Source organism: Acinetobacter rudis, from assembly GCF_000829675.1.
In the GTDB taxonomy this organism is placed as follows: Bacteria; Pseudomonadota; Gammaproteobacteria; order Pseudomonadales; family Moraxellaceae; genus Acinetobacter; species Acinetobacter rudis.
Genome location: NZ_BBRX01000009.1, coordinates 14,947 through 30,968, shown reverse-complemented (window position 1 = coordinate 30,968; position 16,022 = coordinate 14,947). Strand labels below are relative to the sequence as shown.

The following is a 16,022-nucleotide window of genomic DNA, read 5'->3' as shown; positions in this document are numbered from 1 at the left end:
CCATTAACTCATTATTTAACTTGTTTTATGCTAAAACCTAAATCACTTAAAACCTGTTTCTTCGCCACTGGCGCAACCACAGCTTTTGTGGGATTTTGATCGATGAGGTATTGTTTTGCAACTCGTTTAATATCCTCAAGCGTCACTTGCAGTAAACGCTCACGCATTTGTTTTCTAAATGCTGGACGACGCCCATGTAACAAGGCATAACAAGAGCCAATTGCCTCGCCCGCTGGTGACCCTGGTTTATCCATGCTAGATACCAAACCAAGAATCGCTTCTTCAAGTTGATAAGCATGCTGCTCAGTATTCATTAACCACTCAATACTGGCTTCAAAGTCGCGGAATGTTTCAGCTAAACGTGGATCACGGTAGCTATAAAAACGAAAAGCACATGCATTGCCGTCATAGCTTGCGCCACCACCATACGCACCACCTTTTTCACGGATTGCACTATGCAGATATCCATTACGTAAATAAGCCGCTAAGACCATAAGTGCTGTCGCATCTGGGTGGGCAATTTCTACCGCTGGATAGGCTGAAGCACAGAACTGAACATTGGCCTGAATCAACCAAGCTTCATCTTCAGTATTATTTTCAACAACAACGGGGCTTAACTGTGGTTGAAGATCACTCACCTGTAATTTATCCCAAACCTTTTGTACTTCTTCCATCAGCACATCAGATTGTTGTTCTTCACAAACCAATAAGAACTGTTTTGGTGCTTGCAATAATCGTTGATGAATTGCTTTTAATTCAGCAATTAAATCTGCATAAGCCTGTTCATCTCGCTCAATATTTTGCACAAGATCACTGAGCCAATTTAATGCGCCTAATCCAGTATTGTGATAATCACGGCGCCCTAAAGCACTCATATCACGTGATGCTATTTGCATAGCATAACTATGTCCAGCACCCGAAATACGTGATGCCCAACGTGTTTTACGTTGCTGTAACAACTCCAAAATACGGTCTTTTTCATCAAATCGAAGTTGTTCAAATGCCAGCTTTAACAGTTGAATCGCATCCATTTTATTGGCTAAAGATTTAGTCGTTAAAGTCAACCAAGCACTTATTTGCTCTTTATCATCAACACCACTGCGTAGACTTGCACCCATACCTAAACCACCACTTACTGCAGTTTGTAATTGTTGCAATTCTAGGTAGTCGTATTCACCAGCACCCACTTCGCCCATTAAAATCGACAAGAGATTAAAATAAGGTGATTGTAAAACGTCTTCAGGTATTTTAATCAATACCTGTTGATAATACAGACCGTTGGTTCCTGCATGATAGAGATGCAAAGCTGTATCCATGTTATTACAGATGATTTCACGCAATTGACCTTGCGCAATATTTAAATCTGCTGGTACATCTTCTAACCCTACTTTTGGCAATAACTCCATATCATCAACAGTGTCTTGACGTTGCTGTAATGCTAAAGCCTTATCATTGATCTCTTGACGATCTGCCTCCGTTAAAGCTGCACCAATCTCGGCCAAACGTTGCTGCTCTTCTGCCAAATCTTGCGCTGTCTTATTTGCATCAGGAACTAAAGTCATTTGCACGCGATGCGGGTTATCCAATAAATGTGTTTGGATTAAGTTTGACAACCACATCGGGTCTTGTAGTTCTTGTTTCACCTCAGCAATTGCAGCATCTACATCCCACACGGCGATAGGATCACTATGATGAATTGCACTGCTTAAACCATTTAAAATCAGTGTTAACCCATATGGTGTACCATCACCATTAATTTCACGTTGATGCAACTCAATTTGATGTAAAATTGCTTCAACCATAACTGGATCAACAGGTTTTTCTGCAACTTGTTTTAAAACATTCAAAACGCCATCTTTAAACTTCTGTGCATGTTCTGGATTTGAGCCCTGAACACCACAATAGAAAGTCATTTCATAGTTAGAGTCATCTACGCCCATAATTGGGCCAGTAGACTGCGCATAACCACAAGTTTCTAAATAGTGACGTAACGGAGAAGCAGAGTTCTCCAGTAAAATACCCTCAACTAAACGCATACCTAGGCGTAACTTAATGTCGCTAGATTCAGGTAATAGCCAAGACAACATATGATAGCTTTTATCTTTTAATTCATCTGCGTCTAGTGCATAGGTTTCTGTAACTTCTATGGGTGCAGCAATACGTTGTTCCGCAACAGAATGAATGGTTTCACCACGATCAAACTTATGCAAAGCCAACTGTTCGAATTGTTGTTGTAATTCATAAACGGGTTGATTACCAAAAGTCATGAATATCGCGTTACTTGGATGATAGTGACTACGATAAAAAGCGAGTAACTCATCATAACTCAAGTCTGGAATATGTTTAGGGTCACCACCTGAGTTGTAGTGATAGGTTGTTTTAGGAAATAAATGATGAGCCAGTTGATGATATAACTGATCAGAAGGTGCACTCATTGCTCCCTTCATTTCGTTAAATACCACCCCTTTATAAACAGGTTGTCCATCTTCAAGTTCAATGCGAATCCCTTCTTGAGCAAAATCTAATGGATTTAGATTCGCAGCAAAAACAGCATCGAGATAAACTTCGAGTAAGTTATTAAAATCCTTTTTATTTTGTGTTGCAAATGGATATGCTGTCCAATCTGCTGCTGTAAAAGCGTTCATAAATGTATTTAGTGAACGGCGAATCATCATAAAAAATGGATCACGTACTGGGAATTTCTCCGAACCACACAGCACTGTATGCTCTAAAATATGTGCCTCACCTTTGGAGTCCATTGGTTGAGTACGAAATGCTACGAGGAATACATTTTCGTCACTTTCAGAGGCCAAATGATAATGAACCGCTCCTGTGACCTTATGTTGATATTGAGCAACATTAAGATCCAAGGCTTCTACATGATGTTGACGCAGCAACTGAAACGCAGGATGAATAGTATTTTGGATTGTTTCAGTAACATCGACAGTCATGTCATCTCCTTGTAAAAATATTTAAGCAATCCGCATTATAACTACAGTTATGCTGTTATTACGATAGTTTCGCATTTCTATTTTGTGTTTACTGCCACAATTTTTAAATTACTATTTTTGCTTAGGCTATTTTGATATATTTTGTACAATAACCATGACATATAAGCCAAACCGCAGTCTGTATCGCACAAGTCTCAATATTCATCGCCATAAAGAATAAGTGTAATCCGCTGAATTTCATTCAGCTCACTACAGAAAACCTGAGCATTGGTGTAAACTTTGCTTTTTTATTTAAATGTGATGAATAACATGGCAACAGTTGACCTTTTTGCGATTGGAAATGCGCTCATTGATCAGGAATTTAGAATCGACGAACAGTTTCTTCAGCAACATGCTTTGCAAAAAGGCACTATGCAACTTGCCGATGCAGAAACACAAATTAAACTTCATACAAGTCTAATCGCTACACAACAATACAAGGGACAAGCTTCTGGTGGCTCTGCTGCAAATACTACTGTGGCCTTTAGTGCTTTAGGAGGTAAAGCCTTCTATGCTTGCCGTGTGGGTCAAGACGAGTTGGGGGAAATTTATTTACAAGGTCTAAGCGAAGCAAAAATTCAAACTTCAGAAAAATCATTAAGTACAGGTATTACTGGAACCTGTATGGTGCTGATCAGTGAAGATTCAGAACGCACCATGCAAACATTTTTAGGCACAACTGCTGACCTTTCTAGCTTACAAATCGATTTTAGCCCATTGACTCAAGCAAAGTGGTTGTATATCGAAGGTTATCTCTCTTCAAGTGATTCAGCACGAGCCGCCGTCTTACAAGCGCGTCAACTGGCTAAAGAAAATCAAGTTAAAATCGCCCTCACCCTTTCTGATCCTGCAATGGTGCAATATGCACGTGCTGGTTTAGATGAATTATTAGGTGATGGCGTTGATTTATTGTTCTGTAATGAACAAGAAGCCATGATGTACACTCAAACAGATCATCTTGCTGCTGCTTTAACACAGCTACAAGCCTTAAGCCAAACTGTAGTGATTACTCTGGGTGCAAAAGGTGCTTTAATTGCAACTGCTGATGAACAGTTCCAAGTCGACGGTCGTCGTGTACATGCCGTTGATACGAATGGTGCAGGTGATGCATTTGCTGGTGCTTTCATCTATGCACTTACTGCTGGTCAAAATTTACAAAGTGCTGCTGAACTCGCAATACTTATTTCAAGTGAAGTGGTTGCACAATATGGACCACGTTTAGCATTAGCTGACTATGCTAAACTAATGCAAAAATCTCAACAGGATAAGGTTGCCGTATGACAAAGATTTGTATGACTGAAGATATTCCAGAGCGTGAAGCACGCAGTTTTGAGGTTGAAGATAACACCACTATTTTCATCACTCAACGCGATGGCGTATTTTATGCCTACCAAAACCTTTGCCCTCACCTACAGACTGAACTTGAGTTTTTAGAAAATCAATTTCTAGATCAAGATCAAGAATATATTGAGTGTTCTACCCACGGCGCCTTGTTTAATGTTGAAACAGGTGAATGCATTGCAGGGCCTTGTATGGGTGACTCTCTCAATAAGGTCAATATTAAGGTTCATTCAGATGGCGGGATTTATCTCGATTAAACCAGACGTTTAAGTCTGAATAGAAAAACCCACCTTATCATGAGGTGGGTTTTTTTAAATATGAAGTAAGTTTGCTTAGGCTATTTCAACAACAGCTTTTCGATAAAACTGTTTAGACATTTCAATGAGCTCACTACTGAGCTGAACTTGCAACTTTTGTGGAGCAGCGGCTTGAAACTCTTGTAATGCAATCAGAACTTGATCTTGCAATAGTGCTTTTTCAGTCTCATTTCGACCGCTTAAAATCGATAATTGAACATGAATATAGCCTTGTGAAGTATCACCAAGCCCGATTACATAATCTAAATTAGCCGTGATCCGAGTCTTAACATCTTGTGCTTGTACCAAACCTGTTGTAATTAGGGCCTGATTAATCTGCTTTAACAAACCGATTTTATCCAATGACTGAATATTGGCCGAATACTCTACCTGTACATGTGGCATTACATTATTCCTATATCAACAACGCTCAATCAAACAACAATCTTATTCAACAAAAAGTAAGGCTAAACGCACTTGGTCATAACCCATTCGAGGACTGGTTGCTTCAACGATAGGTCGTAACTTAATTTTTCCATCCTCACTAAAATTTTCAGGGCTTTGTCGTTTTGATAAGCGTTTATAAATTTTACGCACCTGCTCAATCACCTCTTCACCAGGGCTTGCCACACTAATATCCAAGCCTTGCTCACGATGCAGCCGTGCCAAGTGATTAATAATCGTTGCAGGTGTTAAGCCTCGTTCTACAGCAATATCTTGGATTTCATAGCCAGACTCAAACAAAGCCTTAGTTTCATCCAAAGTCGCTGTCGCATAGTTTTGTTTAGCTGATCGAGCAAGCTTCTTCTCATTACGTTCAATTTCCGTCGCATTAAGCGTGCCACCACAATGACGAATAAAGGCTTGATGTTGCTTACTTAAGTCAGCACCAGCAAAATGCTGCTCAGCCTCTTCAGACAACTCCTGAAAACGTCGATCCGCCTTAATTGCTAGACTATCAAGCTCTAGTGCCTGATCATTGAAGCCAAGTAATCTTAAGCCCTGAATAGATTTAAGTCGTGATAAGGCAACATAGCCCTGTCCTTTCTCAAAAGTATGACTTAAGTTAATTTCAGCAGCTTCCAGAGTCATCCCTTGAGATTTATGAATGGTAATTGCCCAAGCCAAGCGCAATGGGATTTGTTGTAAACTCGCAAGTGTCTTACCAGCATCGTTATCGACCGACCATGTTTCAGGTTCAACCACCAATTCAGTACCATCAGTTAACTTCACTTTGGGTAAGATGCCATGTGTATCATCATCTTCAAAGCCAATCACTTCACCTAAGCTACCGTTGATATATCCCATGTCAAAATTATTTTTAACAAACATTACTTTGGCATGCTTCTTTAAACTCAGCTCTTCAGGTGCACGTACTGATGACTTGAGTGTCTCAATCAACTTATCGTTACCATCGTTGACTGCAACAAATTGATGAGCTTCTCCTTCAATCGCATTCAGATGTTGATAGTTAATATTATCGACATCCATATTATGGGTATATAAACGAGTAAAAGTCTCACCAATGTCTTGTTGATTGGTTTGATTTAAAGCTTTTAAATGCTGTGGCTGAATTGTTTGTGCCCGTATAGCATTTAAAATATCGTTTAATGCGGAATCATCCTGACGATGTTGCTCTGTCAAATAACAAACGCGGAATTTAGCTTCAACCCAAGCATTTGACATAAAACAGAACTTATCACGGTTCTTTTCATCATTCTTACCTACAGGGGGTAACTGAAAGAAGTCTCCTGCAGCAATGACTTGAATACCACCAAATGCTTCATCAGATTCTTTAAAATATTTGAGGACCTGATTGACCAAATTTAATTGCTTGGCATGAAGCATAGAAATTTCATCAATTACCAATACTTGGGCATTTTCTAAATGCTCTTTTAAGTATTTACGCTCTTTCATGCGCTTAAGGTCATCATCTGACAATGCATCTTTAATACCAATACCAGCCCAAGTATGAATCGTCATTCCATTCATATGTGTTGCAGCAATGCCTGTAGAGGCAGTAATTGCTACAGTGACTTTGCGGGCCTTTAAGTAATTAATATATTGATTCAGTGTATAGGTTTTACCTGCACCAGCTGACCCTGTCAAAAAGACATTTTCACCCGTTTGCATTAATTTCAGTGTAGTGTCTTGTCTCATAACAACCCTAAACTTTGAAAACTGCTATAGCCTAACGATTTTTCAACAAAAAGTTAAGTCAAGAGCGTACAGATTGTCTGTTCTTGGCGCATGGTACGACAGAACTTTACGCCTAGTTAATTTTATGCACTTCACCTTTGATCGCAGTTTCACCACATTCATTATAATTTCTTCAAAATACAACATTTTTATCGATTATATCCCCGAGGATTTTTTTAATATCACCTTAATTTAATTAATAAAATTAACAAATGATTTTGGTAGGTAATTAGTAGGTTTTAAAAGATTGGATCAAGGGAGATACTCGGTCTCAAGGTGATATACACCCTTGGAACAATCAACATTGGAATAATGGTAGAAGGAATCGCACCATGGCTTTTAAAAATATCGCAGATCAAACTAACGGTTTTTACATCCCTTGTGTTTCACTCTTTGGTCCTGGCTGTGCCAAAGAAGTGGGCGCGAAAGCACAAAATTTAGGTGCTAAAAAAGCCCTCATCGTCACTGATGAAGGATTATTTAAGTTCGGCGTTGCGGACAAAATTGTTGCTTACTTAAAAGATGCTGGTGTAGACAGCTTTGTATTCCCAGGTGCTGAACCAAACCCTACGGATATTAACGTACGTAACGGTGTAGATGCATATAACAACAATGGTTGTGACTTTATTGTTTCTCTCGGTGGTGGCTCATCACATGACTGTGCTAAAGGTATTGGCCTAGTCACAGCAGGTGGCGGTAATATCCGTGACTACGAAGGTATAGACAAAAGTACTGTACCGATGACTCCGTTAATTGCAATTAACACTACGGCAGGTACTGCATCTGAGATGACTCGTTTCTGTATTATTACCAATACAGACACTCACGTAAAAATGGCCATTGTAGATTGGCGCTGTACTCCGCTTGTTGCAATTGATGATCCACGCTTGATGCTTGCTAAGCCTGCCGGTTTAACAGCCGCTACGGGTATGGATGCATTAACTCATGCTATTGAAGCTTATGTTTCAACCGCAGCAAACCCAATTACAGATGCATGTGCTGAAAAAGCTATTACGATGATCAGTGAATGGCTTAGCGCAGCAGTGGCAAATGGTGACAATATCGAAGCTCGTGATGCAATGAGCTATGCACAATATCTAGCTGGTATGGCATTTAACAACGCATCACTCGGTTATGTTCATGCAATGGCACACCAATTAGGTGGTTTCTACAACCTGCCACACGGCGTGTGTAATGCCATTTTATTACCACACGTTTGCGAATTTAACCTCATTGCATGTCCTGACCGTTATGCGACGATCGCAAAATTGATGGGCGTAAATACTGAAGGCCTAACTGTAACTGAAGCTGCTTTTGCTGCAATTGATGCGATTCGTGAGCTTTCAGCATCGATCGGTATCCCTGCTGGCTTAACAGAACTCGGCGTTAAAGCTGGCGATCATCAAGTTATGGCTAAAAATGCTCAAAATGATGCATGTATGTTAACTAACCCACGTAAAGCAAACGAAGCACAAGTTATCGCGATCTTCGAAGCAGCGATGTAAGTTTACACCTCGCTTCTTGTACATCCTAAGGACCCAAAGGAATCTATACGTAGATTCCTTTTTTATTTTCTTATCAAAAGTAGACATACAATAGATAATGTAAAGCGTGATGTGCAAACCACGTGATGATTGACAAATATCGTCGAATCATCAAGCATAGGATAAAATCAATAACTCCAACAATGCCTATGAATACCGCATCATCTTATACCGTTTCCCCTTATCAAACCGATATCTTGGCTGGTGACTACCAACAGCTGACTCTGACTTTTGCCGCAGATCAACAAAGTCCTGTCATCGCGACCTTAGTTCGAAAAAAAGCAGCAACAGCAACACCTAAAGCCGTGCTCTACATCCATGGTTTTTTAGATTACTTTTTCCAAACCGAAATGGCAGAGCAATTTAATCAGCATGGTTATGACTTCTATGCACTTGATTTACATAAATACGGCCGATCATATCGCTCTGGACAAACCTTTTACGATGTACGTGATCTAAACGAATATGAAGCTGAAATTACTGCAGCACTTGAAATCATTGCTGCTGAAGGCCATGACAGTGCTGTATTGGCTGGGCACTCTACTGGAGGCCTGATCACCACCTTATATGCAGCACACCATCCTGATCATCCACTGATTAAAGCGCTTTGGAATAATAGTCCGTTTTACGATTTCAACACCAGTTTTTTAAAGAAAAAACTGGCTCTACCTCGGGTAAGTGCTCTGGGTAAATATCTACCTAAACTCAAATTTCCAAGTGAACTCAACCCGTGGTACACCAAAAGTTTACATCAAGACTATTATGGTGAATGGAGCTTCGATCTCAACTGGAAACCCACTGTTTATCCTAAAGTCTTCCTCAGTTTTATCCATGCAATCTATGAAGCACAAAAAGAAATCCATGCAGGAGCCAAACTTAATGTACCTGCACTGATCATGCACTCACATCAAAGCCGCAACCCACGGCGCTGGGGTACTGATGCACAAAATAGTGATGTGATTTTATCCGTCAAAGACATTGCAAAGTATGCAAACAAATTACAAGGTGATGTCACTGTAATGACAATTAAGAATGGTTTACATGATCTCGTACTTTCAGCAGTTCCAGTACGTGCTCAGGTCTATCAAAAACTTTTTGCTTGGTTAAAAGATAAAGGCTGTTAAATCTACGCCTCAGGTATGGGCTACTGCTCTTCTTTGTATTTTAACAATACTTGATGTGCAGGATGCCCTGCAGGAATAAGCTCAATTAAACGCTCCACTGCATCGATCGCTTCAGGACAGTAAGCCAAATGTTTTAACAGTACATCGGTTTCTTGTGCTTTAAAAATTGCTTCACTTAAACGCGATTCCAAACAATCACGCCAAGCGCACAGGAATGGACTTTCAGTTCTAACCAGAAATACCCCGCGGCAAAGTTTTAAGGCAGATTCGATATATCCTGCATCAAGTGCTTGCTCTGCCTGTAAAAAATCAGCTTCAATAGTGGCCAATAAACGATAGGGTCTTGAACCGAGTAATCCGCCTAGAATTTCTCTAAGCTGAGACATTTCAGCCTTTAAAGTCCCAATACTGACCTTACGTTCGCCATAAAGCGCCTGATGTAGATTTTCTAAGTTCATGCCCTGAGGACACAAGGCCAAAATGGTGAGAATCTCGATCTGTCTTGGGGTTAAGACCAATACTTTTCCATTAAATAATACCTGCGGAATAGCAAAGGCGCGTATAAACAAATGTTGGCGTTGACATTCTAATAGTGCGTTTTGAATAATCGAAGCACAGCGTTCTGCTGCAAGTAAACCCAGACTATTATGGTTATTCCATGTGGTTGATAGATCTATTACACCAAGAACTTGTTTTGAATATGGATCAATAATTGGCGCCGCATAACATGCCCAATCGTGAATCGAAGACATATAGTGTTCACTAGAAAACACACAACTAGATTGCTGTGTTTTAAGTGATAAAGCCAATGCATTGGTTCCAACTAAGTCTTCACGCCACTGACCTCCTTGCACAAAATGCACACGCTCTGCTGCTTGTCGCATTTTCCCACTCGCCGCAGTCCAAATGATGGTACTACCAATATCACCAACAGCGACCACCATGCTTGATTGTTCTGCAATATGTTTTAATTCTGCTGTGCAATAAGTTAAAGCTTTGTTAAGGACGTTAGGTAATTCATCTTGTGTGTTGATCAATGGTGCTGCTGCACGTTCAGTCGGAATCTGTGCCTGCTCAGAACGTTGCCAAGAGCTTAAAATGCTTTGCCCAACTAAATCGGCTTGTACTAAAGATAAGCTACTGTTTTGGCGCAGCTGTTCAATATGTTGGCGCTTCTGCAATAATCCCTTATTACTCAACATGGTTCATATCCTTATGTCAGTTTATAGAGTAGTTCACTGCATTTGATCAGTATTTTTGCGATTGCATTTGTAAAATTATAAAAGCGCAAAACTTCCTATGATTTAGCAATGTTTTTTCTAAACGGTCAATCCCTTTTCTGCTCAAAATCGATATTGCTTTAAATCATTGCAAAAAATGCATAAAATACCTACGATCTTTTATACTTTTGCTCAGTATTTCAACATACGACTTAAGTCCTAGATCAGCCCTACTAAAATACAAAAAAATCATTCAAGATAAAATTAACTTGATGCCTACCTTTCTCCAACCTAGGGCTTTATATGCTCAAGTCACAAACAGTGCTTTTCAGCGTCTGTGACACCGCTATCTCATAAATAAGTAAAAGGATATTCTTATGCGCTATCTCGATCCGAATCAACCTGGTTCAAAAGTTCAGTTTAAAGCACAATATCAAAACTTTATTGGTGGCCAATGGGTTGCACCAGTTAAAGGTGAATACTTCGATAATATTTCTCCTGTAGACGGTAAAGTATTCACTCAAGTTCCTCGTTCATCTGTTGAAGATATTGAGTTAGCACTTGATGCTGCCCATAAGGCTAAAGCCAGCTGGGGACAAACTTCAACCACAGAGCGCTCGAATATTTTATTAAAAATTGCAGACCGTTTAGAAGCAAATCTTGAGCTTTTGGCTGTTGCTGAAACTTGGGACAACGGTAAACCAGTTCGTGAAACTTTGGCTGCTGATATTCCACTCACGATCGACCATTTCCGTTATTTTGCTGGCTGTATTCGCGCACAAGAAGGTGGTATCTCTGAAATTGATAAAGATACTATTGCCTACCATTTCCACGAACCACTCGGTGTAGTTGGCCAAATTATTCCTTGGAACTTCCCAATCCTAATGGCAGCTTGGAAACTTGCTCCAGCCTTGGCAGCAGGTAACTGTATTGTTCTTAAACCAGCAGAACAAACGCCTACAAGTATTTTAGTACTCGCTGAACTGATTCAAGATCTACTCCCTGCTGGTGTGCTTAACATCGTCAACGGTTATGGTGCAGAAGTGGGTCGTCCACTGGCAACTAGCCCACGTATTGCTAAAATTGCATTTACAGGCTCAACCCAAGTGGGTCAGCTGATTATGCAATATGCAACTGAAAATATTATTCCTGTAACGCTTGAACTTGGCGGTAAATCACCAAATATCTTCTTCGAAGATGTTATGGATCAAGATGATGATTATCTTGATAAAGCACTTGAAGGTTTTGCAATGTTCGCGCTTAACCAAGGCGAAGTATGTACTTGCCCTTCACGTGCCCTCATTCAAGAAAGTATTGCTGATCGTTTCTTAGAAAAAGCCGTTGAGCGTGTAAAACGTATTCGTACTGGTCACCCACTAGATACTGACACCATGATTGGTGCACAGGCCTCTCAAGAACAACAAGACAAGATTTTAGGTTGTATCGCAACAGGCCGTGCTGAAGGTGCACAAGTGTTAACAGGTGGTGGCGATCGTCATGATGTTGGTCAAGGTTTCTATATTGAACCAACAATCTTTAAAGGCGATAACAGCATGAAGATTTTCCAAGAAGAAATCTTTGGCCCAGTACTCTCTGTAACCACATTTAAAGACTACGATGATGCAATCCGTATTGCCAATGACACAATGTATGGTCTAGGTGCTGGTGTTTGGTCTCGTTCTGCGCATACGTCTTATCGTGCTGGTCGTGCAATCGAAGCTGGTCGTGTATGGACTAACTGTTATCACATTTATCCTGCACATGCTGCATTTGGTGGTTATAAGAAATCTGGTATTGGCCGTGAAAACCACAAAATGATGCTTGATCATTATCAACAAACTAAAAACTTATTGGTCAGCTATTCAACTAAAGCAATGGGCTTCTTCTAAGTTTTTACTCAACAGTACTCTCCCAAAGCGAACTTCGGTTCGCTTTTTTATGTGTAGAACTTTTTCATGGTTGTGCTTGATTATTCAACTCAAATTATGAATAAACTCCTGTGTTTTGCTGTAAATCTCTAGACAAATAAATCGTAAAAGCAGATGATATGACAACGGATATTGGTCTTTTCGACATTGTTATTTTACCCTGTCACTGTAGCTCATTTTAAAACAAGTAATCATTTATGACCCAGCACAATCTTAATTCGATGAAAACAGTTTATGCAATCCAACATCTGGCTTTTGAAGACCTTGGCGCTTTTGAAGACATATTTTATCAGCGTGGATTTCGAGTACGCTATTTTGATGCTGGTGTAGATGACCTGCAACTTGCTTTGGAACATCCCGGACTCACTGTTATTTTAGGTGGTCCGATTAGTGCCTATGAGCGAGATCGCTTTCCATTTCTTGGCCAAGAAATCGATCTACTCAAACAGCGCCTAGCGAACAACTTACCGACTTTAGGTATTTGCTTAGGTGCACAGCTGATTGCCAAAGCCTTAGGTGCAGATGTTTATCCTGGACACACCAAAGAGATTGGTTGGAGTCAGCTGAAACTGGCTTCTGTAGCGGATAATGTACTGGCCCCTTTAGAAAATATTAAAGTCCTACATTGGCACGGCGACTCTTTTGACCTGCCAGAAAATGCACAGCTCCTTGCAAGCTCTGAGCATTATCCACACCAAGCCTTCCAATATGGTTCAAATGTTCTTGCTTTACAATTTCATGCTGAAGTAATGGGTGAGGATTTAGAAAAATGGCTCATCGGCCACTGTGTTGAACTTGATCAAGCTAAAATAGATATTAAACAACTGCGTGAAGAGAACCAAAAATATGCAGCACCGTTAGAACAATCCGCTGCTTTAATTCTTGAAGGCTATTTGAAAAAATTAAATTTAAGTATTGGCTGAATTTTAAGGATACAGCCAATATCAGGACATTAATTCAATCGGTCAAACTCAGGCCGATATTGATGGTGACTTAAAACTGAGCCCGCGCCTTCTTCCTGTTCTAAAACATCGGCCTGCCAGCGTTATACATGTATTGCTGGGGGTTAAATCTTGCGCTGTGCCACAAAACTATTAATACTGTCTTGTCGCTCAGTGGCATCGCGACGATGTGAAAAACTCTAGTCTTGTCGTAGTCTAAAGCTATTTTTAGCCATAATTTCTGATATTTCATCGTAAACCAAGCGAATACGTGGTGTAGATATATTCGACGCATGAGTGAGCAACCAAATAGACTCTTCAAATACATAAGGTTGCTCAATGCGTTGTAAGCCCTCAGCAATAAAACACGGTAAGATCCCTACCCCTAAACCCGCTTGAATCGCTGTTCTTTGTGCAGCCAAACTATTTAATTTCAGGTTCGCTTCTCGACTGGTTATTTTTCTCAACCAACGTACAGAAGGTAAATCAATATGAGTATCCCATCCAATTAATCTTGAGGTACCAAGATCTACCTGTCCTTCTATAGCGCAATACAATCCACTCGACATCACACCCACTTTTTTGACGGTTAATGCACCTTGTTCAGGTCTAACCAAGCGTAAAGCAATATCAGCATCCCCTTTGGCAATCCCAACTGTATGAATACCTGTAATAAGTTCAATACTGATTGCTGGATATAATTCAAGAAATGGTTTTAAAGCAGGTAATAAAATTTCTGTCGCAATTAACTCAGGTGCAGCAATACGTACAGTCCCAACCAATTTCTTAGATTTATTAATGAAATTATTTTGCAGCGTATTTAATACCATTTCTGCATTTTTTACTTCCTCAATAAGGCTCATCGCATCCGCATTTGCTTTATATCCTCGCGGATGCCGAACAAATAAAGTCGTCGCTAATTTTTGTTCAAGTGCTGTTATTTTGCGAGCAACTGTTTGTGGGCTCACACCCAGCGCTTTTCCAGCATGGCTGATATTTTCATACTGTACGACTGCACTAAAAAAACGTAGATCATCCCAATTCATTTTCTTTCCATTTTTGGAAAATAGTCATTTATTTTAATCCATTTATAAACCTATAAGAAAAACCTAACATTTTAAAACCCCAAAAACTTTAGGATGAGAAATGAATAGTCAAATAAATGCAGAATCACAAAACCTAGAAATAAATGTGGTTCAAGGCTATTTGTCTGCTTTTGGCCAAAATAACACTGCAAAAGCACTACAGTACATTCACCCAAATGCTGTTTGGCATATTGATGGTGATCCCATAGTCAAAACAGTGGGAATTATTCAAGGCCATCAAGCAATTAAACAATGGTTAGAAGATTTTCCACAGGCATTTAAACCCTTAACATTTTCAATTACCCAGATGTTCAGCGCTGAACAAGATGTTTTGGTTGTCGGACGATTTAGACACCTTGTCTTAGCAACGCAAACCATCGTTGATAGTGATTACATCATTAAATTTACGCTTCAAGAAGCTAAAATAATACGTTATCAAATATTTGAAGATTCACTTTTATTATCTCATGTTCATAATGACTCAAGTCCAAGTCGTCAGATTATGATTAACACCACGACTTATGCTTGGAATGATACTGGAAACGGAGCAGCCATCATTTATTTGCATGGGCTCTTCTTAGATCGAAACTTCTGGAGACCTATCGTTCAAGCCTTACCAGGATACCGTCACATCTGCTTTGATCTGCCAGGACATGGTGAAAGTGGCTGGCGTGATCAGCTCAATTTAGATGCCATTGCTCAAGATATTGTGTTATGGATTCAAGAATATGGCATTGAAAAAGTCACGCTTGTTGGACATAGTCAAGGTGGCATGATTGCAATGCGAATCGCAGCGCAACATCCAGCGCTTATTACTCATCTGATATTGATGAATACATCAGCTCGTGAAGAATATCCAGAGCGGTTGCTGACTTGGCGTGAACGAGAGAAAATTTTGCTCAGCAACTCATGTTATAAACTAGAACTTTTTAAGGAAATCCAGCAACTCAAGTATGGTCAACAAGACTTAAATCAGCATCAGGAAACACGCGAAGTTGAACTTACACGACTCATGACAGCAAATCATGAACATTTAGCCAAAGCACTCGCGGCTGCGGTACTCCATCGGGCTGATCTTAGAAAACAGATCACTACGATCCAAGCAAAGACCTATGTACTCTCAGGAGCAATGGATACTGCAACACCTATTGAACTCGGTGCGGAAATTGCTCAGCTAATTCCAAATGCGATACATCAGGTACTTCCTCAGGCCACCCATTCAATCCCTAGCGAATCGCCTCAAATCATCTGCAACATCCTAAATCATATTCACGAATCATGATCCATACAGGTTTTCACATATATTAAAAAAAGCCGATATAACGATCGGCTTCTTTAACATTTGACTACACAG

12 protein-coding genes are annotated in these 16,022 nt (G+C 40.0%); 7 read left to right on the top strand and 5 right to left on the bottom strand.

Annotation, left to right across the window (positions count from 1 at the left end):
- Positions 1-11: 11 nt before the first annotated feature.
- Positions 12-2,951 carry an insulinase family protein gene (locus Aru01_RS01890; protein WP_016656312.1) on the bottom strand — a complete coding sequence of 980 codons (2,940 nt, stop codon included), beginning with the start codon at positions 2,949-2,951 and terminating at the stop codon, positions 12-14.
- A 309-nt stretch (positions 2,952-3,260) separates the two neighbouring features.
- Between Aru01_RS01890 and Aru01_RS01885 the strand changes: the two genes are divergently transcribed.
- Both Aru01_RS01885 and Aru01_RS01880 read left to right on the top strand, forming a co-directional pair.
- Complete coding sequence (locus tag Aru01_RS01885) at positions 3,261-4,271, top strand: adenosine kinase (protein ID WP_016656313.1); 1,011 nt, start codon at positions 3,261-3,263, stop codon at positions 4,269-4,271.
- An 11-nt stretch (positions 4,272-4,282) separates the two neighbouring features.
- Entirely contained in the window at positions 4,283-4,588 is a 306-nt protein-coding gene (locus Aru01_RS01880) for a Rieske (2Fe-2S) protein (RefSeq protein ID WP_162183596.1), read from the top strand.
- A 75-nt stretch (positions 4,589-4,663) separates the two neighbouring features.
- Here the strand turns inward: Aru01_RS01880 and Aru01_RS01875 are convergent, their stop codons facing one another.
- Together Aru01_RS01875 and Aru01_RS01870 are read right to left on the bottom strand one after the other, a co-directional pair.
- Positions 4,664-5,032 carry a 5-carboxymethyl-2-hydroxymuconate Delta-isomerase gene (locus Aru01_RS01875; protein WP_016656315.1) on the bottom strand — a complete coding sequence of 123 codons (369 nt, stop codon included), beginning with the start codon at positions 5,030-5,032 and terminating at the stop codon, positions 4,664-4,666.
- A gap of 42 nt (positions 5,033-5,074) precedes the next feature.
- Positions 5,075-6,787, bottom strand: a complete 1,713-nt coding sequence (locus Aru01_RS01870; protein ID WP_016656316.1) for a DEAD/DEAH box helicase — start codon at positions 6,785-6,787, stop codon at positions 5,075-5,077.
- Between the two features lie 371 nt (positions 6,788-7,158).
- Between Aru01_RS01870 and mdh the strand changes: the two genes are divergently transcribed.
- Both mdh and Aru01_RS01860 read left to right on the top strand, forming a co-directional pair.
- The gene (mdh, locus tag Aru01_RS01865) at positions 7,159-8,331 is read left to right on the top strand and encodes an iron-dependent methanol dehydrogenase (protein ID WP_016656317.1); all 1,173 of its coding nucleotides are present in this window, start codon (positions 7,159-7,161) and stop codon (positions 8,329-8,331) included.
- A gap of 188 nt (positions 8,332-8,519) precedes the next feature.
- On the top strand, positions 8,520-9,494 hold the full coding sequence (locus Aru01_RS01860; protein WP_040331287.1) for an alpha/beta hydrolase: 975 nt from the start codon (positions 8,520-8,522) through the stop codon (positions 9,492-9,494).
- Positions 9,495-9,514: 20 nt separating this feature from the next.
- On the opposite strand, the gene Aru01_RS01855 is transcribed toward Aru01_RS01860, so the two are convergent.
- Positions 9,515-10,696: a sigma-54-dependent transcriptional regulator family protein gene (locus Aru01_RS01855; RefSeq protein ID WP_016656319.1), complete on the bottom strand. Its 1,182-nt coding sequence runs from the start codon at positions 10,694-10,696 to the stop codon at positions 9,515-9,517.
- Between the two features lie 395 nt (positions 10,697-11,091).
- Here Aru01_RS01855 and exaC point away from each other — a divergent pair, with 395 nt between their 5' ends.
- Together exaC and Aru01_RS01845 are read left to right on the top strand one after the other, a co-directional pair.
- Positions 11,092-12,603 (top strand): acetaldehyde dehydrogenase ExaC, encoded by a 1,512-nt coding sequence (exaC, locus tag Aru01_RS01850; protein ID WP_016656320.1) that lies wholly within the window; start codon positions 11,092-11,094, stop codon positions 12,601-12,603.
- A 236-nt stretch (positions 12,604-12,839) separates the two neighbouring features.
- Positions 12,840-13,565: a glutamine amidotransferase gene (locus Aru01_RS01845; protein ID WP_016656321.1), complete on the top strand. Its 726-nt coding sequence runs from the start codon at positions 12,840-12,842 to the stop codon at positions 13,563-13,565.
- 218 nt (positions 13,566-13,783) lie between these two features.
- Here the strand turns inward: Aru01_RS01845 and Aru01_RS01840 are convergent, their stop codons facing one another.
- Entirely contained in the window at positions 13,784-14,629 is an 846-nt protein-coding gene (locus Aru01_RS01840) for a LysR family transcriptional regulator (protein WP_016656322.1), read from the bottom strand.
- A gap of 100 nt (positions 14,630-14,729) precedes the next feature.
- On the opposite strand from Aru01_RS01840, the gene Aru01_RS01835 reads away from it, so the two are divergent.
- Complete coding sequence (locus tag Aru01_RS01835) at positions 14,730-15,950, top strand: alpha/beta fold hydrolase (RefSeq protein WP_016656323.1); 1,221 nt, start codon at positions 14,730-14,732, stop codon at positions 15,948-15,950.
- Positions 15,951-16,022: the final 72 nt, after the last annotated feature.